We start from the raw sequence: 20,180 nt of genomic DNA, 5'->3' as shown, positions 1-20,180 counted from the left end.
GTCAGGCGGCCTGGTACGGGAAGCGGGCGAGAGGCGCGTCCTGGGCGAAGAAGGTCTTGGCGCGGGCCAACGCGTCCGTGTCGGCAAGCACGTCCCCACGCCGACTGCCGTTGCCGAGCAGCACCCCGCCGAACCGCATCCCCATGTACGCGGCCGAGTTGTTGAGGGTGCCGACCAGCGGGTCGGCGACGCTCGGCTCCGCGTCGGCGAGGGCGGCGACGCCCCAGAGGGTGCGGCCGGCGAGTGTCGCCTTGAAGTCGATGCCGGGTGTGCGCAGCCAGCCCGACCAGTAGTCGAGGTAGCGCTTGGTGAGGCCGGAGACGGAGTACCAGTACACGGGGGAGGCGATCACGATGTCGGTGGCCGCGAGCGTCGCGTCGAGGAACAGCGCCGGGGTGCTCCCGGTCGGCGGATGCACATGGTCGCTGTCGCGCCGCAGGTCCACGAAGTCCGGCAGTGGATGCTCGGCCAGGCTGAGCCACTGCTGCTCGACGTCCGCGGGCAACTGCTCGGCGGCCCGGCGGGCCAGCAGCTCGGTGTTGCCCTCGGTACGGCTGCTGCCCAGGACGAACAGGAAGCGGCGGGTCATGACATCTCCCCAGGATGTTGGGCACAGGATGTTAGGCGTACGACGATTACTCGCATCTGCATTATATGCGTGCGCATCTATATGTCCAGGGGCGGCCGTGGCGGCGGCAGCGGGCTGCCCAACCCGCCCCGCTCGCTCAGCCGCGCCGCTCGCTCACCCGCGCCGCTCGGTGGCCCCCGTGAGGCGGGCCAAGGTCTCCGTCCCGCGGGGGACGCGGCCGCCGAGGTCGCCGAGGCGCCAGTCGGGGACCCAGGGCACGCGGTACACGTCGATGACGGACGCGAGCTGCCGGACGTGGCGGTCCAGCGGCTTCGGCAGTCGGCCCGGTGCGTCCGCGACCAGCACCAGTGCGTCGAGGTCGAGCCCGGCCGGGGCCTCCCCGAGCCGGAACGCGTCGAGGGCGCGGGCGGCGGCGGCCAGGCCGGAGGCGTGGGTGCGGGCGACGAGCAGGACCGAGCGCGGGGCGTCGGGGCCGGGCCAGTCGCGTCCGCTGTCGTGGCCGCCGTAGACGGTGGCGAGGGTGGAGACGCCGGCGCCGCCGTGGGTGCCGACCCAGGAGTAGCGCCGGGCGGTGGCGGCCGCCGGGTACGCAGGGTCTCGCGGCCCGGGTTCCGGCACGGCGACCGGACCGCGGAGCCAGATCTCCGGTCCCTGCTGCACGTCCCTGCGCATGCCCGCTCTCCTCCCTCCCCACGCCCGCCGAACTGGGGCGGCGCCCGCTCCTGGGACGAGTCTGTGACGCCACGGTGACGTGAGAACCGGGAGCGACCGGAGAGACTCAACAGTACGTGTACGACCGGATCTTGATGTCGGGGGAGCGGAAACCCGGCGGCGGGAGGGAGCACCATGGAACCCGAAGGCGCCGTCCGCCGCACTGCCGACGCATCCGAGTGAGGGAAGCGATGTCTCGACTCAGCCGCGAGAAGAAGCGGGAAGAGAAGCTCGCCGCACAGCCGGCGGCGCTCGTGGCCGCGCCGATCGACGTCCGCGTCCTCGCCGACGGGCCGCGCGCGGGCGACGCGACGGTGGGCGGCGTACCGGTCCCCGCGGTCGCCGGCGAGGAGATCCAGCAGACGGTCCTGAACCACCTCCACCGCATCGCCCTCGCGACGGGCCACCCCGTCCGGGCGATGATCCACGACGAACGGATCGGCTACGTCGTACCACTGGAGGTGGGAGCGGACGGCGGGAGCTCGTTCGCGGGGGAGCCGGTGGCCATGGCTGAGCCGGTGGCCATGGCCGGGGACGATTCCGAGCGTGCCGTCGCATCGGCGTCACCGCCCGCACCCGCGCCGTCGGCGGGGCAGGTGCCGCCCTCGGCGCCCGCAGCCGAGTCGTCGCCGCAGCCTCAGCCCGAGGGCGCGCCGCAGTGGCCCGGGACCGCGTCGTCCTCCCCGCCCGAGCGGCCTGAGGAGCCCGAGGACGCGCCGCGGTTCGACAAGCCGACGCATGTCATGCGGACGGTTTCGGAGCCGGTGCGGGACAGTGCGCCCACCTTCCCGTTGCGGGCGGTGACCGAGCCGCAGCCGCTCGGGGAGAACGTGCCGACGTTCCGGTTCCGGGCGCTGCCGGCACCGCCCCAGGACCGGGCTCCCGGCACCGTCGCGCCGCCCCAGGGCGAGTTCGGACCACCGCCGGTGATGGACGCCGTACCGCAGCGTCCGGCACTGGAGGCCGGCCCAGCGCCGGAGGCCAGCCCGGCGCTCGAACCCGGCCCCGACCGCACCGCCGCACCCGAACAGTCGACCGCACCCGAGCCGCTCAGCGCCCCCACCCCCGAATCCACCCTCCGCCCGCAGATCACCACCGGCCCCTCCACCTCCTCCACGTCCTCCCTCTCCTCCACCGGCTCCCTCTCCTCCACCGGCTCCCTCTCCTCCACCGGCTCCCTCTCCTCCCCTCCGGCCCCTCTCGCCTTCCCCATCGAGCCCGAACCCGACCCGAAGCACACTCCCGCCCGCGGGTTCGACGCCGTCGCCGAGGCCGTGCTCGGGGACGAGCCGCCGACCGGACCCGGGTTCCTCGCGGAGCCCATGGGGCGGATCAACGAGGCCGTGAAGGCGGGGCGGGTGGACGAGGCGGCCGGGGTGGCCGAACGTACCGTCGGGGAAGCGATGGCCGTCCTCGGGACCGAGCACCCCGAGGTGCTGCGGTTGCGTGAACTCAGCGCCTACATCGCCTACTTGGCCGGCGAACCCGTCCGCGCCTTCCGGCTCTCGCTCGACCTCGCCCGGATCCACCGCCGCACCGGCGACCCGGAGGCGGCGTACGGGAACATCCAGAGCGCGGCCTCCGCGTGGCGCGCCGTACGCGACCCCCGCCAGGGCCTGGACCTCGGCCGCGACCTGATCGCCCTGTGGACCGAACTCACCACCGAGGACGGCCCGGCAGCCGAGGACATCGAACGCCTGGAGTCGGCCCGCTCCCGCATGGACCGACTCACGGAACGAGCCCGCAAGTCGGCCCAGTAGCAGTCCCTTTTACGACGACAGCTCCCACACCGCATACGCGATCGCGTCGCCGTTGCGGTCCGGGGCCGTGCCGTCGATGTTCGACGTCGTGTCGCACGCCGAGTGGTAGCAGCCGTCGAACGCCTTGCCCGACGTACCGCTTCTCGATGGCCGGGTCGTCGTCGTGGACGAACTAGCCCGGGCTGGGGGAGCCGACGCGTCCAGCTTCGCCTACACAAAGTCGAGCGAGGCCTTGTAGCCGGTGCGGCCGTGCGCGCGGTTGCGGAGCAAGCCGCCGGAACAAGCCGCCGGAACAAGCCGCCGGAACAAGCCGCCGGACCAAGCCGCCGGAACAAGCCGCCGAAGCGAGCCGCCCCGGAAACTGCCGCGGCCTACTGCACGCAGAACTCGTTCCCCTCCGGATCGGCCATGACCACCCACTCCCCGCCCTGCTCCCGCACCCGCCGCAGCACGCTCGCGCCGAGCCCCTCCAGCCGCTCGACCTCCTCGTCCCGCCGCTCGGCGCCGGGATGCAGATCGAGATGCAGCCGGTTCTTGACGGTCTTCGCCTCGGGCACCCGCTGGAACAGCAACCGCCGCCCCAGCCCGGTCCCACTGCCCGGGTCGTACGGATCGTCCGGATGCCGTACGGCGATGAGGTCCCGGAAGGCCGGGCGGCCGTGGAAGTCGACGGTGCCCTCGGCGGGCACGGCCCCGGCGTCCAGCAGTCGCCGTACAAGCGCGCTGTTGTCCTCGACGGCGTAGTGCAGCGCGGCGGCCCAGAAGTCGGCCTGGGCGTGCGGGTCGGCGGAGTCGACGACGAGCTTCCAGTGGAGCGGCGTGGGCGTGACTGCGGGCGTCTCGGTCATGCCCCCACTATTCACCCCCCCACCGGCCCGCTCAGACGTCCACGGCTGCCGATGTCGATGTCGATGTCGACGTGGATGTCGACGCCGACGCCGGTGCCGAGAGCTCCGGCACACTCACCTCGGCCCGCACCCGCCGCGCCGCCCGCCACGCGTCGAAGGTCAGCAGACACAGCGCGGCCCACACCAGCGCGAACCCGGCCCACCGCTCGGCCGGCATCGCCTCATGGAAGTACAGAATGCCCAGCACGAACTGGAACACCGGCGCCAGATACTGCAGCAGCCCCAGCGTCGACAACGGCACCCGGATCGCCGCGGCCCCGAAGCACACGAGCGGCAGCGCGGTCACCACCCCGGTCGCCGCGAGCAGCAGCGCGTGTCCCGCCCCCTCGGTCGCGAAGGTCAGGTCACCCCGCGAACTCAGCCACACCAGATACCCGAGGGCCGGCAGGAACTGGATAGCCGTCTCCGCGGCCAGCGACTCGATCCCGCCGAGGTTGACCTTCTTCTTCACCAGTCCGTACGTGGCGAAGGAGAAGGCGAGCACGAGGGAGATCCACGGCGGCTGCCCGTACCCGACGGTCAGTACGAGCACCGCGGCGAAGCCGATCCCGACGGCCGCCCACTGCACGGGCCGCAGCCGTTCCTTCAGCAGCAGGACGCCCATGGCGATGGTGACCAGCGGATTGATGAAGTATCCGAGCGAGGCCTCCACCACGTGCCCGTGGTTCACGGACCAGATGTACACGCCCCAGTTGACGGAGATGACGGCCGCGGCCACCGTGACCAGCGCCAGCCGCCGGGGCTGCCGCAGCAGCTCGCCGGCCCAGGCCCAGCGCCGTACGAAGAGAAGCGCGACGCCCACGAAGGCGAGCGACCAGACCATGCGATGGGCGAGGATCTCGACCGCCCCGGCGGGCTTGAGCAACGGCCAGAAGAGCGGCACGAGCCCCCACATGCCGTATGCCGCGAAGCCGTTCAGCAGACCTATTCGCCGCTCACCCTTCGACTCCCCGGTCACGGGCACCTCCGTCTCGCCTCTTCGCGCCTCATCGCACACGCGTGCAGGCAAGAAGGTAACGCCGAGCACCCCCGCCTGTCATGCCCGTATCGCTATACGGTCATGACAGGCGGGGGTGGCGGTGAGGAACTTGACGGCCGGAGCTCAGCGCACCGGCGTTTGCGCTGGTCAGGCCTTGACGGCCGCGGTGATCGCGTCGGCGAGCGGCGTGGTCGGCCGGCCGATCAGACGGGACAGGTCGCCGCTGGAGACGACCAGCTCGCCCTTCTCGATGGAGGCGTCGACGCCGGCGAAGACGTCGGCGAGCGGCGCGGGCAGCCCGGCGCCGGTCAGGATGCCGGTGTAGGCCTCGACGGAGACGGGGCTGTAGACGATCTCCTTGCCGGTCTGCTTGCTCAGCTCGGCCGCGTACTCGGCGAAGCTCCACGCCTCGTCACCGCCGAGCTCGTACGTCTGGTTCTCGTGCCCCTCGCCGGTCAGTACGGCGACCGCGGCGGCCGCGTAGTCGGCGCGCGAGGCGGAGGAGACGCGGCCGTCGCCGGCGGCCTGGACGACGGCGCCGTGCTCCAGGGCGGGGGCGAGGTTCTCGGTGTAGTTCTCGTGGTACCAGCCGTTGCGCAGCAGGGCGTAGGGCACGCCGGAGGCGAGGAGGGCCTCCTCGGTGCCGCGGTGGTCGTCGGCGAGGGCGGCGGTCAGGGTGCCCGGGGCGCTGGTGTAGGCGAGCAGCGCGACGCCGGCCGCCTTGGCGGCCTCGATGACGACCTTGTGCTGGCCGACGCGGCCCTTGTCGAACTCGTTGCCCGAGATGAGCAGCACCTTGTCGCCGGCGGAGAAGAGGCTGCCGAAGGTCTCGGGGGCGTTGTAGTCGGCGACGGCGAGCTTGACGCCGCGCGCGGCGAAGTCGGCGGCCTTCGACTCGTCCCGTACGACGGCCGTTATCTGCTCCGCCGGAACCTTCTCCAGCAGCTGCTCGACGACGTGACGGCCGAGGTGTCCGGTGGCTCCGGTGACGACGATGCTCATGATCTGCGATCTCCTTGTGGGGTGCGGATGTCACTAACCCTAGGGGAGGCGCTAACTCTGCGAAAGTACCCACTTTGAAGTAAGGTACTGGCATGGCCGTAAGCAGGGAGCCGACAGTCGTCGGCAAATACGACATGGGCGACGGCGAGGCGATGTGCCCGTACCGCCTGGTCCTGGAACACGTCACCAGCCGCTGGGGCGTCCTGGTGCTGATCGAGCTCCTGGACCGCCCGTACCGCTTCAGCGAACTGCGCCGGGCGATCGGCAGGGTCAGCGAGAAGATGCTCACGCAGACCCTCCAGACCCTGGAACGAGACGGCCTGGTCCACCGCGACGCGAAGCCGGTGATCCCGCCGCGCGTCGACTACTCCCTCACCGACCTGGGCCGCGAGGCGGCGGAACAGGTGCGGGGCCTGGCGGAGTGGACCCAGAAGCGGATGGCGGCGGTGCAGGAGGCGCGGGAGGGGTATGACGCGCGGAAAGCGGGGGCTGAGCAGGGGTGACGCGGAGGAACCGGTCCCACTGAAGGAATGTGGACGGCGCCAGGGGGCACACATATGTCAGGGCGTTGGTTGACATGAGCGGAACGTCCATCCATGCGCCCCCTCTCCGCCTCCCGCGCCGACTTGAGCCACCGGGCACGCTGGATGCGGAGCACTTGCCCACCGTGCGTCGCCCCGCGATGCCACCGCATGGCGCATGGTCACCGGATCCAGGGGGATGCCTTGACATGGCCACACAGACTCCGGCCGCCCGTAGTAGGAGTATCGGTTCTGCTGTTACGGCGGGACTCGGCCTGATGCGAGCCCTGTTCACCCGGCGCTCCCGTCGGCGGCGCCAGGAGGACATCCTGCTGGAGTTACTCGGTCAGCTCAGGGTCATGACCGAGGAGATCCACCGCGCGAACCTGATCCAGCAGTACCGCCTCACCCTGGACCAGATGGACCGCGCGATCGACGACCCGACACTGGCGGACGCGGGCAGCACACTCACCGGCCTGTCCGAGGCGAAGCGCCGTCAGATGATTTTCGCCAACCGGGAGTTCGGAAGTCTTTTGATGGCCCACCGGGTGGGGGTCTACACCTGGGACGAGCTCGTGGGCCATCTGCGTGTGCTGTGCCGCAACAAGCTGTTCGCCGAGTACTGGGATCGGACGATCGAGCACCGTAGGTCCATTCCGGGGGACTCGACGGAGGCGAAGGTCGGCGCGATCGTCGACGTGATGATCGAGGAGCTCGCGGACGATCCGCAGGAGTGGTGGATCGTGGGCCGACCGGGCTCGGACGCGGCGGAATCCGGATCCCGTGCCGATTGACTCGCGCGATAAGGCCGAACGGCTGTCGACTTGCCGACATGATTACAGCCAGTTACATGTTTTGGTTTGACGTGTGGCAGGGTGTAATCGTCGGCCTGGGGTCTGACGCCGCCGCAACGCGGAAGGCTTTCCCGCGTGTCGGCAATTCGTCACATTCAGTGGTCCTTCTCCGCTGCGTGCTGATCCTGCTCTGTCGCGTCGGCGGACACTCGTGTGCCGCCGCGCCGACACGTCCGGACGGCCTGGGCGAGAAGAGGGTGCGCAGAGGGAGCCCAGGTGTCCTTGAGTGTCGTCCGCCGTCTCGGAGATCCACCCAAGCTGCGAGGCAGCGGAACGATGGAGACGTGTCCGGATATTTTCGAGCTGAGTGACGGTACGTTCGCCGTCATCGGCACCGAAGCCACAGCCGACCTGGACCCCCTCCTCCCGCCGGACGCCGCTCGCGCCGACTACGAGCGCATCGTCATCATCGATCGCGAGACCCTCCTCCGCGCCAAGCGCGACATCCCGGACGCCTGACAGGGCTCCGCGACGCCTGCCTGGTTCCCGCAACCCGCGGCTCGGCGTGAACGGGCGAGACAGGGTGGACGAGTTGTCACGCTCGGCCACCCGTGCGCCCCCTTTCCGCCTCCAGCGCTGCCTTGTACATCCGGGCATGCTGAGAGTGAGGTGGCGTCGATCGGGGCGGTGTCCGCTCCGACAGCTCGGCCGTCGGACGGCCACCGGAGGCGGGGGTGTTCCGACATGGCCGTACCGGATCAAGAGGATCTCCTGCTGGGCCTCGCCAAGGCGCTCGCCGGTGTCGGGGAGGGCATGGCCGCGGTGGCGAAGGAGCTGCACCGCACGAACCAGATCCATGTCCAGCGTCTCGTCGCGGAGTCGCTGGACCGGTCGATCGACGACCCGGTGCTGGCCGAAGCCCTGCTTCCCCTGGACGGCACCTCCGCGGACAAGCGTCGGCAGATGCTCTTCGCGAACCGGCACTACGGCCTGGTCCTACTGGCCTACCAGGTCGGGGTACTGGACCGGGGCGAGCTCCTCGGCGCGTTGAAGATCATGATCAGGAGCCCGGTCTTCGTGGAGTACTGGGCGCGGACGGCCGAGGCCCGAACGGACCTGCCCGTGGAGTCGATCGAGGCTCGCATCGGCCGTGCGATCGATGCCATCGTGGATGAGCGGCTGGGAGATCTCGAGGAGTGGTGGGTCGTCGGATCAGAAGAATCGGATCAGAAGAAAGGGCATCCGCCGAGTGATGGGGGCGACTAGGCTCCCGGCGCCGCAGCCGCTTTCTGCGGGCCGCGGCACGCCCTCTCCTTGGGCGTCCTCCTCTTTTTGGGTGTCCTCCCAGGAAGGAGACAGGATCCGCATGGAATCCTCATCCCCCTGCATCGTCCGCCGTCTTGGCGCCCCGCCGCGCCAACGGGGCAGTGTGACCGGCAGTTCGTGCCCCGACATCTTCGAGCTCAGCGACGGCAATTTCGCCGTGATCGGCACCGAGGCCACGGCCGCTCTGGACCGTGAGCTGCCCACCCACGGCCGGGCCGACTACGAGCGCATCGTGGTGATCACGCGCGAAACCCTGCTCCGAGCCAAGCCAGACATCCCCGACGCCTGACGAGCCAAGGGAAAGGGCCCGGATGCCGTACGCATCCGGGCCCTCCGTGTGTTCCGTGAGGTCAGCCCACAACCGTCCAGGTGTCCCCACCCGCCAGCAACGCCGCCAGGTCGCCCTTCCCGTTCTGTTCGATCGCCGCGTCCAGCTGGTCCGACATCTGCGTGTCGTACACCGGGCGGTCCACCGACCGCAGCACCCCGATCGGGGTGTGGTGGAGGGTGTCCGGGTCGGCCAGGCGGGACAGGGCGAAGGCGGTGGTCGGGGAGGCCGCGTGGGCGTCGTGGACCAGGATCTGAGACTCGTTGTCCGGCGTCACGTCGACCACCTTCAGGTCGCCCGTGACCGCATCCCGGACCACACCCCGCGAACCGTCCGCGCCGAAGCGGATCGGCTGCCCGTGTTCCAGGCGGATCACCGCCTCCTCCGCCTGCTGCTTGTCCTTCAGAGCCTCGAAGGCGCCGTCGTTGAAGATGTTGCAGTTCTGGTAGATCTCGATCAGCGCCGTGCCCGGATGGGCGGCCGCCTCTCGCAGGACCGAGGTCAGGTGCTTGCGGTCCGAGTCGATCGTGCGGGCGACGAAGGAGGCCTCCGCGCCGATCGCGAGGGACACCGGGTTGAAGGGGGCGTCCAGGGAGCCCATCGGCGTCGACTTGGTGATCTTGCCGACCTCCGACGTCGGGCTGTACTGGCCCTTCGTCAGGCCGTAGATCCGGTTGTTGAAGAGCAGGATCTTGAGGTTGACGTTCCGGCGCAGGGCGTGGATCAGGTGGTTGCCGCCGATCGACAGCGCGTCGCCGTCGCCCGTCACCACCCACACCGACAGGTCCCTGCGCGACGACGCCAGGCCCGTCGCGATCGCCGGTGCGCGGCCGTGGATGGAGTGCATGCCGTACGTGTTCATGTAGTACGGGAAGCGGGACGAGCAGCCGATGCCCGAGACGAAGACGATGTTCTCCTTGGCCAGGCCGAGCTCGGGCATGAAGCCCTGGACGGCCGCCAGGATCGCGTAGTCACCGCAGCCGGGGCACCAGCGCACTTCCTGATCGGACTTGAAGTCCTTCATGGACTGGCGGGCCTCGGCCTTGGGGACGAGCGAGAGCGCCTCGATCGTGCCCGTGCCTTCCGTGGACGTCTCAGCCATCGATGGCCTCCTTGAGAGCCGTGGCGAGCTGCTCAGCCTTGAACGGCATGCCGTTCACCTGGTTGTACGAGTGGGCGTCGACCAGGTACTTCGCCCGGATCAGCGTGGCGAGCTGCCCGAGGTTCATCTCGGGGATGACGACCTTGTCGTACGCCTTCAGCACCGCGCCCAGGTTGCGCGGGAAGGGGTTGAGGTGGCGCAGATGCGCCTGCGCGATCGACTCGCCGGCCGTGCGCAGCCGGCGGACCGCCGCGGTGATCGGGCCGTACGTGGAGCCCCAGCCCAGCACCAGCGTGCGCGCCTCGTGCGGGTCGTCGACCTCCAGATCCGGTACGTCGATGCCGTCGATCTTGGCCTGCCGGGTGCGGACCATGAAGTCGTGGTTGGCGGGGGCGTACGAGATGTTCCCGGTCCCGTCCTCCTTCTCGATGCCGCCGATGCGGTGTTCGAGACCGGGCGTGCCGGGGATGGCCCAAGGCCGGGCGAGGGTCTGCGGGTCGCGCTTGTACGGCCAGAAGACCTCGGTGCCGTCGTCCAGCGTGTGGTTCGGCCCCTGTGCGAACTGCACGGTCAGGTCCGGGAGTTCGTCCAGTTCCGGGATGCGCCAGGGCTCGGAGCCGTTGGCCAGGTAGCCGTCCGAGAGCAGCATCACCGGGGTGCGGTACGTCAGCGCGATGCGGACGGCTTCGACCGCCGCGTCGAAGCAGTCGGCCGGGGTGCGCGGGGCGACGATCGGGATGGGGGCCTCGCCGTTGCGCCCGAACATGGCCTGCAGCAGATCGGCCTGCTCGGTCTTGGTCGGCAGCCCCGTCGACGGGCCGCCCCGCTGGATGTCGATCACGAGCAGCGGCAGCTCCAACGACACCGCGAGCCCGATCGTCTCCGATTTCAGCGCGACACCCGGACCGGAGGTCGTCGTCACGGCCAGCGAACCGCCGAAGGCCGCGCCCAGGGCCGCGCCGATGCCCGCGATCTCGTCCTCGGCCTGGAAGGTCCGTACCCCGAAGTTCTTGTGCCTGCTGAGCTCGTGCAGGATGTCGGACGCCGGCGTGATCGGGTACGAGCCCAGGAACAGCGGCAGGTCCGCCTGGCGGGAGGCGGCGATCAGGCCGTACGCCAACGCCAGGTTCCCGGAGATGTTGCGGTAGAGGCCGGGTGGGAACGCGGTCGTCGCCGGGGCGATCTCGTACGAGACCGCGAAGTCCTCGGTCGTCTCGCCGAAGTTCCAGCCCGCTCGGTAGGCGGTCAGGTTGGCCTCGGCGATCTCGGGTTTCTTCGCGAACTTGGCCCGCAGGAACTTCTCGGTGCCCTCGGTCGGCCGGTGGTACATCCAGCTCAGCAGCCCGAGCGCGAACATGTTCTTGCTGCGCTCGGCCTCCTTGCGGGACAGGTCGAAGTCCTTGAGCGCCTCGACCGTGAGGGTCGTCAGCGGCACCGGATGGAGGCTGTAGCCGTCGAGCGAGCCGTCCTCCAGGGGCGAGGCGGCGTAGCCGACCTTCTGCATCGCCCGTTTGGTGAACTCGTCCGTGTTGACGATGATCTCCGCGCCGCGCGGCAGATCGCCGATGTTGGCCTTGAGGGCCGCCGGGTTCATGGCGACCAGGACGTTCGGCGCGTCGCCCGGGGTGAGGATGTCGTGGTCGGCGAAGTGGAGCTGGAAGGAGGAGACGCCCGGCAGGGTGCCGGCGGGGGCGCGGATCTCGGCGGGGAAGTTCGGAAGGGTCGACAGGTCGTTCCCGAACGACGCCGTCTCGGAGGTGAAGCGGTCGCCGGTGAGCTGCATACCGTCACCGGAGTCTCCCGCGAACCGGATGATCACCCGGTCCAGCCTGCGGACGTCCTTGGTCCCGGCCGGCCTGCGCTGCTCTCCCACGACGGCTCCGTCGTCCGGATCCGTGTCTGCCTGCTCCGCTGTCCTGCTGACCTGGCTGGTCACTGAACTGGACCTCCCTCGAGGCGGCTGTCTGGGACCGGCCTTCCCGCAGACCGTCCCAAAATCAACCCTACGTCCGTTAGGGTCGCCTTCCCTCGGCCATTCGCATGATGGACACGCTTTTGAGACGGTCGGACGCCCTGACTTGTCATGATTTCTCGCCCCCCGGCGCTTCCCTTGAAGACGCTCCCCGCGATTGGTTCGGTTCTAGGGCTGACGGACGTTGGACTGTCGCTTGGCTGGCGCTTGACTGGCGTTGGGCTGGCTCGGCTGGACGCTGGTCTGACGGCTGAAACGCGCGGCTACTGACCCAGTGTCAGCCCGTCAGGAGTTCAGATAGGTGAGGACCGCGAGAACACGCCGGTGATCCCCGTCACTCTGCGACAGCCCGAGCTTCAGGAAGATGTTGCTGACGTGCTTCTCCACGGCACCGTCGCTGACCACGAGCTGCCGGGCTATGGCCGAATTGGTCCGCCCCTCGGCCATCAGCCCCAGAACTTCCCGCTCCCGAGGCGTCAGCCCGGCCAGCACATCCTGCTTACGGCTGCGCCCGAGCAACTGCGCGACGACCTCCGGATCCAGCGCGGTACCCCCCTGGGCCACCCGCACCACGGCATCCACGAACTCCCGGACCTCGGCGACCCGGTCCTTCAGCAGGTATCCGACCCCATGACTGGAACCGGCCAGCAGTTCGGTGGCGTACCGCTCCTCCACGTACTGTGACAGGACAAGCACCCCGAGCCCCGGATGCGCTTTCCGCAGTTGTACGGCGGCCCGCACGCCCTCGTCCGTGTGTGTCGGCGGCATCCGCACATCCGCGACGACGACGTCCGGCAGCTCGCCCTGCCCGTCCAGTTCGGTGATGGTCTTGATCAGCGCCTCGCCGTCCCCGACCCCGGCGACGACGTCGTGCCCTCGGTCGGTCAGCAGCCGCGTCAGCCCCTCCCGCAGCAGCACCGAATCCTCGGCGATGACCACCCGCACCCTGTCCTCCACGATCTCCGGCCCCCCAGCCCGACTCCGTCTGCCAGTAGTCCAGCATTCCAGCATTCGGATCGCCCTGCGCCGACGAGACGCGAATCAACGGGAAAACGCGCAGGGCGTGACGGCTTTCGGCCGGGAGGGGAGGGAGGGGGCCGTTCCAGGGGAGGGGCGGTCGCGGGACGGGGCGGTGCCTTCTCAATACCGGCCGGCGAAACTTCAGCCCGTCTGGGGGTGCCCCCTCTGGGGGAGTTTGAGGACGAGGCCGTTCAGGCCGACGGGGGTCCAGGGGGCGGAGCCCCCTGGTGGGGTCGAAGGGGCGAAGCCCCTGGGGATGGGACGGGCAAGGGCGGCGGGGGCGAGAAAGAACCGCAGGTCAGCCCAGCGCCCGCTCTCCCCGCCAAGGCAACTCCGCAGTCACCCGCGTAGGCCCCCCCACCGGCGAATCCACGACCAGGATCCCGTCAACCGCATCCAACCGCTCCGCCAGCCCCGCAAGCCCCGACCCCCCGCCGGAGGCATCCGCACCCCCCACCCCGTTGTCCAGGACCTGCACCATCAGCCGACTCTCCACCCGCCAGACATCCACCGCCGCCCAAGTGGCCCGAGAGTGCTTGCTGATGTTCTGCAGCAGCTCAGACACCGTGAAGTACGCGATCCCCTCGATCGCCGGCGCCGGCCGCTCCTCCAGATCCACCTCCACCTGCACCGGCACGGTGCACCGCGAGGCAACAGCCGACAGCGCCGCATCCAGCCCCCGGTCCGTCAGCACCGCCGGATGAATCCCCCGCGCCAGATCCCGCAACTCCTGCAGCGCCGTCTTCACCTCACCGTGCGCCTCGTCCACCATCCGCGCCGCCGCCTGCGGATCCTCCGCGAGCTTCTCCTTCGCCAACCCCAGATCCATGGCCAACGCCACCAGCCGAGCCTGCGCACCGTCATGCAGGTCGCGCTCGATACGCCGCAGGTCCGCAGCCGCCGTATCCACCACGACTCCCCGGTCCGACTCCAGCTCCACCACCCGCGCCGACAGCCGCGACGGCCCGAGCAGCCCGTGCACCAGCAACCGGTCCACCATCGTCAGCGCCCGCACGATCCACGGCGTGGCCAGCGTGAACAACAGCCCCACCAGCGCCGTGACGGTGATCTCGAAGGGGTTGTCCAGGTAGATCGAGTGCTGCCCGTCGCCGTACAACTGGATCCCGCCCTGACCGGCGTACACCGGAAAGATCCAGAACCACAGCGGATACGTCAGCAACGCCCAGCCGTACGCCCAGAAGTTCAGCGCGACCACGAACGAGAACACCGACCACGGGAACTGCAGCACCGCGTACAGCAGCGTCCGCCAGGACGTGCCGCTCTTGAGGACCGCGCCCATCCAGGCCATCACGCCGGACTTCCGCATCCGCAGCGGCTCGGGGTCGGCGACGTCCAGGTCCAGCAGGCCGCGCGCCCGCGTCCGCTCCAGCGCCGCGAAGCCCCGGCAGCCGGCCAGCCCCGCCGCCAGCACCGGAATCCCGAGGAACGTCACCAGCAGACCCGCGCCGAGCGCGACCATCGTGACGGCGTACGTGAAGAGCATGATGCCGATGGGCAGGCTGAGCAGCACGTACCCGAACTCGCGCCAGCTGCGGGCTTCGAACGGCGCCCGCAGCCCGGCCGGCAGCCGGTGCCGCCGCGCCCCCTCGGGGGCCCCGAAGCCGCTGTCGTACCCGTATCCAGGCCCGTAGCCCTGTCCGTACTCCGTGGCCATCGGCGTCGTCCGTTTCTACTCGTTCGTCCGCTTCTCCCGCGTGCTGCGGCCGGCTGTCCCGCCGTACCTCCACACTCCTGCGCCGCAGGTCCGCGGACCATGGAGTCCGTCGGCGTCTTGGAAGGGGGGTTTTCCCTACCTCGGCGCCGCTACCTCTCCGTCGGCCCCCGGTCCCGCCAGGGCAGCTCCGCCGTCACGGTCGTCGGACCGCCCTGCGGGGAGTCGAGGACGAACAGCCCGTCGACCGCGTCCAGCCGCTCCGCCAGCCCCTGCATCCCCGTACCGCCGTCGAGGCGCGCGCCGCCGCGGCCGTCGTCCTCGACCTGGATGAGCAACCGCTCGTCGGCCCGCCACACCTCGACGGACGCCGTCTTCGCGCCGCTGTGCTTGCTGATGTTCTGCAGCAGCTCGGAGACGGTGAAGTAGGCGATCCCCTCGATGGCCGCTGCGGGCCGCTCGACGAGGTCGACCGTCACCTTCACGGGCACGGTGCAGCGCGAGGCGACCGAGGACAGCGCGGCGTCCAGACCGCGATCGGTGAGTACGGCGGGATGGATGCCGCGGGCCAGGTCGCGCAGCTCCTGCAGTGCGAGCTTCACCTCGCCGTGCGCCTCGGCGACCATCTCCGCCGCCGAGTCTGGGTCCTCCAGCAGCTTCTCCTTCGCGAGCCCGAGCCCCATGGCCAGGTTGACCAGGCGGGCCTGCGCGCCGTCGTGCAGATCGCGCTCGATGCGCCGCAGGTCGGCGTTGGCCGTGTCGACAACGACCCCGCGGTCCGACTCCAGCTCCGCGATCCGCCGCTCCAGCTCGTCGCTCGGCGACAGCAGCCCGCGCACCATCGCCCGGTCGGCGTTGGCCAGACCCCGCGCGATGAACGGCAGCACCGGCCACAGCACGAACAGCGAGGTCAGCGTGATGACGAAGGTGAGGATGCCCCAGGGCAGCCGGATGAAGTCGTACAAAACCGTCCGCCAGCCCACCGAGTCCTTCAGCGCCATCCACAGCCACGGCAGGAAGCCGCCCGCGCTGCGCCTGCTGGGCAGCGGGCTCGGCTCGTCGACCCGCACCCCGAGCAGCGCCCGGGCCCTGGCCCGCTCCATCCGCCCCAGCAGCCGCGCGCCGATCAGGCCTGCCGCGAGCAACGGGAACCCGATCACCGTCACGGCCAGCCAGAAGCCGGTGGTCAGCACGGTCACGCTGTAGACGAACCCGACCAGCGCCACCGGAAGGTTCACCAGGAGGTGCGCGATCTCCTTCCAGGTGTGGCGGTCGTACGCGAAACGGGCGGGCGGCAGGCGGTCGCCGTCCCCCGCCGGGGCTCTGGTCGCGAGCGAGAGTCGTTCGGTCATATGGGCTAGCGTGCCGCGCGCCGGACGCCCGCGCCATGAGGCCGACCGCCCCCACGTGCGGGGGAAAACCCCACCCCCACATATCGGCGACGTCTCAAGCAGACATCTCAAGCAGTCATCTCAAGCGGCGACGGGCTGCTTACCGTCTCTTTATCAGGGCCTAGACTCCCGTGCGTACAGATCGTCTGCGTACAGGTCATCTGCGCGCAGGTCATCGAAACAGCTGCGAGTGAGGGGACGGACGTGCGGGAACCGACCGTCGTCGGCGCGGCGGGCTACTTCCAGTCGTACTCGGTCGTCGGACTGCTCGCCGTCGTCGGCGTGCTCTTCGTCGCCGTCGCCTTCGGCGCGGGCCGACTGCTGCGGCCGGTGGTACCCACGCCCGAGAAGCTCCTGACGTACGAGTGCGGGGTCGACCCCGTCGGCGAGGGCTGGGCCCACACCCAGGTCCGCTACTACGTCTACGCCTTCCTGTACGTCGTCTTCGCCGTCGACTCGATCTTCCTGTTCCCCTGGGCGACGGTCTTCGCCGACCCGGGCTACGGCGCGACGACCCTCATCGAGATGTTCATCTTCCTCGGCTTCCTGGCCGTGGGCCTGCTGTACGCGTACAAGAAGGGCGTTCTGGCATGGATGTGACGACGCCAGACACCAATGGGCAGCCGAACACCGACGGGCAGTCGGCGGAACCGGTGTTCCTGCCGGAACCGAAACGCCTGGGCGCCCTGGCCCGACTGGCCCCCGAACCGATGAAGGTCATCCTGAACTGGGGCCGCAGGTATTCCCTCTGGGTCTTCAACTTCGGCCTGGCCTGCTGCGCGATCGAGTTCATCGCCGCGTCCATGGCCCGCCACGACTTCATCCGCCTCGGCGTCATCCCCTTCGCACCGGGCCCGCGCCAGGCCGACCTGATGGTCGTCTCGGGCACGGTCACGGACAAGATGGCCCCGGCGGTCAAGCGCCTGTACGAGCAGATGCCGGAACCGAAGTACGTCATCAGCTTCGGCGCCTGCTCCAACTGCGGCGGCCCGTACTGGGACTCGTACTCCGTCACCAAGGGCGTCGACCAGATCATCCCGGTCGACGTGTACGTCCCCGGCTGCCCGCCACGCCCCGAGGCCCTCCTCCAGGGAATCCTGAAACTCCAGGAGAAGATCGCCCGGGAGTCACTGGGGGAGCGGTACGGGGTGACGGCGGGCCGGCCTTCGGCGGGGGCACTGCAGAGCGACCTGGTGAAGGGCCCGGCACCGACACCGGCCAACGGCACGCCCGCGTCTCCTCCCGCGTCTCCTTCCGAGGAGGGGCGATGAGCGGCACGGCGGCGGGTGGCACGGTGGGCTGGCTTCCCGCCCCCGTCGAGGAGTTGTTCGGTACGGAGGCCACGGCCGAGGAGTCGTACGAGGTCCTCACGGTCGACGTCCCGCCCGCCTCCTGGATCACGTCCCTGGAGACGGCACGCACCACCCTCTCCTGCACGTACTTCGACTGGCTGAGCGCGGTGGACGAGCCCGGCACGGGCTTCCGCGTCTCGGCGCACGTCGTCGCCCTCTCCCCGGTCCGCCGCCTCCTGCTCCGCACGACGGTCCCGCACGAGGCGCCGGCCCTGCCGTCCGCCGTCGACGTCTACGCCGGTGCGGCCTGGCACGAACGCGAGACCCACGAAATGTTCGGCGTGACCTTCGAGGGCCACCCGTCCCTGGACCACCTCCTCCTCCCGGAGAACTTCGAAGGCCACCCCCTCCGCAAGGACTTCGTCCTCGCGGCCCGCGTGGCCAAGGCCTGGCCCGGCGCCAAGGAACCGGGCGAGTCGGAACACGGCACCCCCAAACGCCGCCAAATGCTCCCCCCAGGCGTCCCCGACCCCAACGAATGGGGCCCCCTGAAGGGCCAACTCCCCGCGGCCCCGGCCCGCCCGGCACGAGGCGCGGGCCGCGCGACAGGCGAGCGCCCTGCCCGCGCGGCGGGGGAGCGCCCGGTACGGAGGGCTCGATCGGCGACGGAGGGATCGGCAAGCCAGCCGGCCGAGCAGGCAGGCACGGCTGGGACTGGAGCTGCGGCGACTCCGGGTGGGGCTCGGCGTGCTCGGTCGGCTGCGGAAGGGTCGGCGACCCAGACCGGGGCTGCGGGGTCCGGGGATGCTCCGGTGACGGCTCGGCGGTCCCGATCCGCAGCGGAGGGCTCGGTGAGCCAGACGGCGGCGGAGGGCTCGGCGAGCCAGGCGGCGGCGGAGGGCTCGGCCAGTCAGCCGGCGGCGGAAGGTTCGGCCGGCCAGCCGGGTGCCGAGGGTGCTTCGGGGGCTGGGCCGCTGCGTGCTCGGTCCGCTGCGGAGGGGTCGGCAAGCCAGGCGGGTGCCTCGGGGGCTGTGCCCCGGCGTGCTCGGTCGGCGGCCGAGGGGTCCGCGAGCCAGCAGGCAGAGGGGGCTTCTCCGACGGCTGGACCCCGACGGGCGCGTACGGCGTCGCAAGGCTCCGCGAGCCAGCGGGCGGCGTCCGCTGCGGAGCCGTCTGCCGACGACAAGGGCGAGAACATCGCGTCCCCAGGCATGGAAAGCACGCCCCCGCCGAAGGCGCCCACTGCCCCGCGCAGCTCGGACGCCCCGTGGCACCACGCCCGCCCGGCCTTCGACGAACCCGAACGTCGGCCCAGCGCTGCCGCCCACCCCACCGAGGAACCGCACCAGCCGGAAACCGAACAGCCGACGCCGACTTCGGCCCCCGGGCAGCCTGCGCCTGAGCAACTCGCGCCCGACCAAGGCACATCGGACAGGTCCGAGCCCGACCAGCCGGCGGCCGAGCAGCCGTTGACTGAACAGCAGCAGCCGGTGGCTGAACAGCCTGCCGCCGAGGAGCGCGCGTCGGAGAGCCCCGCGACCGAGTCGTCCGCTCCTGCCGAGCAGACCGGGTCAGAGCCCCCGGCGCCCGAGCGCCCCGCTCCTGAAAAGGCCCCCGCGCCCGAGCAGGAGACGGAGTCCGAGCGGCAGCCGGAGTCTGGGCAGAGGTCGGAGCCGGAGTCTGAGCGGCAGTCGGAGTCTGGGCAGAGGTCGGAGCCGGAGTCTGAGCGGCAGTCGGAGTCTGCGCAGGCTGCCGACTCCGAGGCCGCCGCGGATTCCGACGGCCCCACCTCTGACGCCCCACCCACCCGACCCAACCCCGACAACCCCGCAGGAGGCCCGCAGTGAACGACGCGCTCGACGTCACCCTGCGACTCCTGATCGTCTTCGTCGTCTTCCTCACCTTCCCCCTGATCGTCGGCCAGACCGAACACAAGGTCATGGCTCACATGCAGGGCCGCCTCGGCCCGATGTACGCCGGCGGGTTCCACGGCTGGGCCCAACTCGTCGCCGACGGCGTCAAGTTCGCCCAGAAGGAAGACGTCGTACCGGCCGGCGCCGACCGCCGCATCTTCCAGCTCGCCCCCGCGGTCGCCCTCCTCCCGTACTTGATCGTCCTGCTCGCCATCCCCATCGGCCCAGGCGAGGGCGCCGTCGGCCAGGTCCTGGACGCCGGCATCTTCTTCGTCCTCGCGGTGATGGGCGTAGGCGTCCTCGGCTCCCTCATGGCCGGCTGGGCCAGCGCCAACAAGTTCTCCCTCCTCGGCGGCCTCCGCACCGCCGCCCAGCTCCTCGCCTACGAACTCCCCATGCTCCTCACCGCCGCGTCCGTCGCCATGGCGGCCGGCACGGTCTCCCTCCCCGGCATCCTCGATGCCTTCGAGTGGTGGTGGCTGCCCTGGCAGATCGTCGGCGCGATCGTCTTCTTCGTCGCCGGCCTCGCCGAACTCCAACGCCCACCCTTCGACATGCCCGTCGCCGACTCGGAGATCATCTTCGGCGCCTACACCGAGTACACCGGCCTGCGCTTCGCCCTGTTCCTCCTCGCCGAGTACGCCGGAATCGTCGTCCTGTGCGGCCTCACCACCGTCCTCTTCCTGGGCGGATGGCACGGCCCCTGGGGAGCCGACGGCCTCGGCTGGATCTGGACCCTGCTGAAGACCGCCGTCCTGGCCTTCGTCGTGATCTGGCTCCGCGTCACCTACCCCCGCCTGCGCGAGGACCAGCTGCAGAAGCTCTCCTGGACCCTCCTCGTCCCCCTCTCCCTCGCTCAGATCGCCCTCACCGGCATCGTCAAGGTGGTGATCCAGTAAC

At 70.4% G+C, this 20,180-nt stretch carries 20 protein-coding genes and 1 pseudogene; 10 read left to right on the top strand and 11 right to left on the bottom strand.

Features of this window, described 5'->3' with window-relative positions; all coding sequences use genetic code 11:
* Nucleotide 1: 1 nt before the first annotated feature.
* Nucleotides 2-589, bottom strand: a complete 588-nt coding sequence (locus tag ABZ848_RS14120) for an NAD(P)H-dependent oxidoreductase (protein ID WP_360830446.1) — start codon at nt 587-589, stop codon at nt 2-4.
* A gap of 153 nt (nt 590-742) precedes the next feature.
* Nucleotides 743-1,261: a DUF6668 family protein gene (locus ABZ848_RS14115; RefSeq protein WP_360830443.1), complete on the bottom strand. Its 519-nt coding sequence runs from the start codon at nt 1,259-1,261 to the stop codon at nt 743-745.
* Nucleotides 1,262-1,491: 230 nt separating this feature from the next.
* Here ABZ848_RS14115 and ABZ848_RS14110 point away from each other — a divergent pair, with 230 nt between their 5' ends.
* Nucleotides 1,492-3,060: a tetratricopeptide repeat protein gene (locus ABZ848_RS14110; RefSeq protein WP_360830440.1), complete on the top strand. Its 1,569-nt coding sequence runs from the start codon at nt 1,492-1,494 to the stop codon at nt 3,058-3,060.
* A gap of 9 nt (nt 3,061-3,069) precedes the next feature.
* Here the strand turns inward: ABZ848_RS14110 and ABZ848_RS14105 are convergent.
* From ABZ848_RS14105 to ABZ848_RS14090, 4 genes and pseudogenes are all read right to left on the bottom strand, one after another.
* A pseudogene (locus ABZ848_RS14105) lies at nt 3,070-3,256 on the bottom strand (M28 family peptidase); the annotation flags it as partial.
* A gap of 175 nt (nt 3,257-3,431) precedes the next feature.
* Entirely contained in the window at nt 3,432-3,908 is a 477-nt protein-coding gene (locus ABZ848_RS14100) for a VOC family protein (protein WP_360830437.1), read from the bottom strand.
* Nucleotides 3,909-3,939: 31 nt separating this feature from the next.
* Nucleotides 3,940-4,926 (bottom strand): EamA family transporter RarD, encoded by a 987-nt coding sequence (gene rarD / locus ABZ848_RS14095; RefSeq protein ID WP_360830434.1) that lies wholly within the window; start codon nt 4,924-4,926, stop codon nt 3,940-3,942.
* A 168-nt stretch (nt 4,927-5,094) separates the two neighbouring features.
* The gene (locus ABZ848_RS14090; protein ID WP_360830432.1) at nt 5,095-5,949 is read right to left on the bottom strand and encodes an SDR family oxidoreductase; all 855 of its coding nucleotides are present in this window, start codon (nt 5,947-5,949) and stop codon (nt 5,095-5,097) included.
* A gap of 92 nt (nt 5,950-6,041) precedes the next feature.
* On the opposite strand from ABZ848_RS14090, the gene ABZ848_RS14085 reads away from it, so the two are divergent.
* From ABZ848_RS14085 to ABZ848_RS14065, 5 genes are all read left to right on the top strand, one after another.
* Nucleotides 6,042-6,452 (top strand): helix-turn-helix domain-containing protein, encoded by a 411-nt coding sequence (locus ABZ848_RS14085; RefSeq protein ID WP_360830429.1) that lies wholly within the window; start codon nt 6,042-6,044, stop codon nt 6,450-6,452.
* A gap of 227 nt (nt 6,453-6,679) precedes the next feature.
* Entirely contained in the window at nt 6,680-7,264 is a 585-nt protein-coding gene (locus tag ABZ848_RS14080) for a DUF6082 family protein (protein WP_360830426.1), read from the top strand.
* A 282-nt stretch (nt 7,265-7,546) separates the two neighbouring features.
* The gene (locus ABZ848_RS14075; RefSeq protein ID WP_360830945.1) at nt 7,547-7,783 is read left to right on the top strand and encodes a hypothetical protein; all 237 of its coding nucleotides are present in this window, start codon (nt 7,547-7,549) and stop codon (nt 7,781-7,783) included.
* Nucleotides 7,784-8,008: 225 nt separating this feature from the next.
* Nucleotides 8,009-8,530 (top strand): DUF6082 family protein, encoded by a 522-nt coding sequence (locus ABZ848_RS14070; protein WP_360830423.1) that lies wholly within the window; start codon nt 8,009-8,011, stop codon nt 8,528-8,530.
* A gap of 100 nt (nt 8,531-8,630) precedes the next feature.
* The gene (locus ABZ848_RS14065) at nt 8,631-8,879 is read left to right on the top strand and encodes a hypothetical protein (protein WP_360830420.1); all 249 of its coding nucleotides are present in this window, start codon (nt 8,631-8,633) and stop codon (nt 8,877-8,879) included.
* Nucleotides 8,880-8,940: 61 nt separating this feature from the next.
* Here ABZ848_RS14065 and ABZ848_RS14060 read toward each other — a convergent pair whose 3' ends face one another.
* The 5 genes from ABZ848_RS14060 to ABZ848_RS14040 all read right to left on the bottom strand — a co-directional run bounded on the left by ABZ848_RS14060 (nt 8,941) and on the right by ABZ848_RS14040 (nt 16,036).
* Nucleotides 8,941-10,020 (bottom strand): 2-oxoacid:ferredoxin oxidoreductase subunit beta, encoded by a 1,080-nt coding sequence (locus ABZ848_RS14060; RefSeq protein WP_360830417.1) that lies wholly within the window; start codon nt 10,018-10,020, stop codon nt 8,941-8,943.
* Nucleotides 10,013-11,956, bottom strand: coding sequence for a 2-oxoacid:acceptor oxidoreductase subunit alpha (locus tag ABZ848_RS14055; RefSeq protein WP_360830414.1), 1,944 nt, complete (start codon nt 11,954-11,956; stop codon nt 10,013-10,015). The genes ABZ848_RS14060 and ABZ848_RS14055 overlap by 8 nt, the downstream gene beginning before the upstream one ends.
* A 321-nt stretch (nt 11,957-12,277) precedes the next feature.
* A complete protein-coding gene (locus ABZ848_RS14050) occupies nt 12,278-12,937 on the bottom strand; it encodes a response regulator transcription factor (RefSeq protein WP_277751740.1) in 660 nt (219 codons plus the stop codon).
* A 373-nt stretch (nt 12,938-13,310) separates the two neighbouring features.
* A complete protein-coding gene (locus tag ABZ848_RS14045) occupies nt 13,311-14,687 on the bottom strand; it encodes a sensor domain-containing protein (protein ID WP_360830412.1) in 1,377 nt (458 codons plus the stop codon).
* Nucleotides 14,688-14,836: 149 nt separating this feature from the next.
* Nucleotides 14,837-16,036 (bottom strand): sensor domain-containing protein, encoded by a 1,200-nt coding sequence (locus ABZ848_RS14040; protein ID WP_360830409.1) that lies wholly within the window; start codon nt 16,034-16,036, stop codon nt 14,837-14,839.
* A 243-nt stretch (nt 16,037-16,279) separates the two neighbouring features.
* Between ABZ848_RS14040 and ABZ848_RS14035 the strand changes: the two genes are divergently transcribed.
* The 4 genes from ABZ848_RS14035 to ABZ848_RS14020 are packed head-to-tail and all read left to right on the top strand — an operon-like array spanning nt 16,280 to nt 20,179.
* Nucleotides 16,280-16,675, top strand: coding sequence for an NADH-quinone oxidoreductase subunit A (locus tag ABZ848_RS14035; RefSeq protein WP_360830406.1), 396 nt, complete (start codon nt 16,280-16,282; stop codon nt 16,673-16,675).
* Nucleotides 16,666-17,346 carry an NADH-quinone oxidoreductase subunit B family protein gene (locus ABZ848_RS14030; protein WP_360830403.1) on the top strand — a complete coding sequence of 227 codons (681 nt, stop codon included), beginning with the start codon at nt 16,666-16,668 and terminating at the stop codon, nt 17,344-17,346. Before ABZ848_RS14035 ends, ABZ848_RS14030 begins: the two co-directional genes overlap by 10 nt.
* Nucleotides 17,343-19,214 (top strand): NADH-quinone oxidoreductase subunit C, encoded by a 1,872-nt coding sequence (locus tag ABZ848_RS14025; RefSeq protein ID WP_360830400.1) that lies wholly within the window; start codon nt 17,343-17,345, stop codon nt 19,212-19,214. Before ABZ848_RS14030 ends, ABZ848_RS14025 begins: the two co-directional genes overlap by 4 nt.
* Nucleotides 19,211-20,179, top strand: a complete 969-nt coding sequence (locus ABZ848_RS14020; RefSeq protein ID WP_360830397.1) for a complex I subunit 1 family protein — start codon at nt 19,211-19,213, stop codon at nt 20,177-20,179. Before ABZ848_RS14025 ends, ABZ848_RS14020 begins: the two co-directional genes overlap by 4 nt.
* The last annotated feature ends 1 nt before the right edge of the window (nt 20,180 follow it).

The organism is Streptomyces sp. NPDC047081 (assembly GCF_040643775.1).
Classification (GTDB): domain Bacteria; phylum Actinomycetota; class Actinomycetes; order Streptomycetales; family Streptomycetaceae; genus Streptomyces.
Note: the sequence above shows the minus strand (reverse complement) of the source record. Positions and strands in the feature narration are given on the sequence as shown.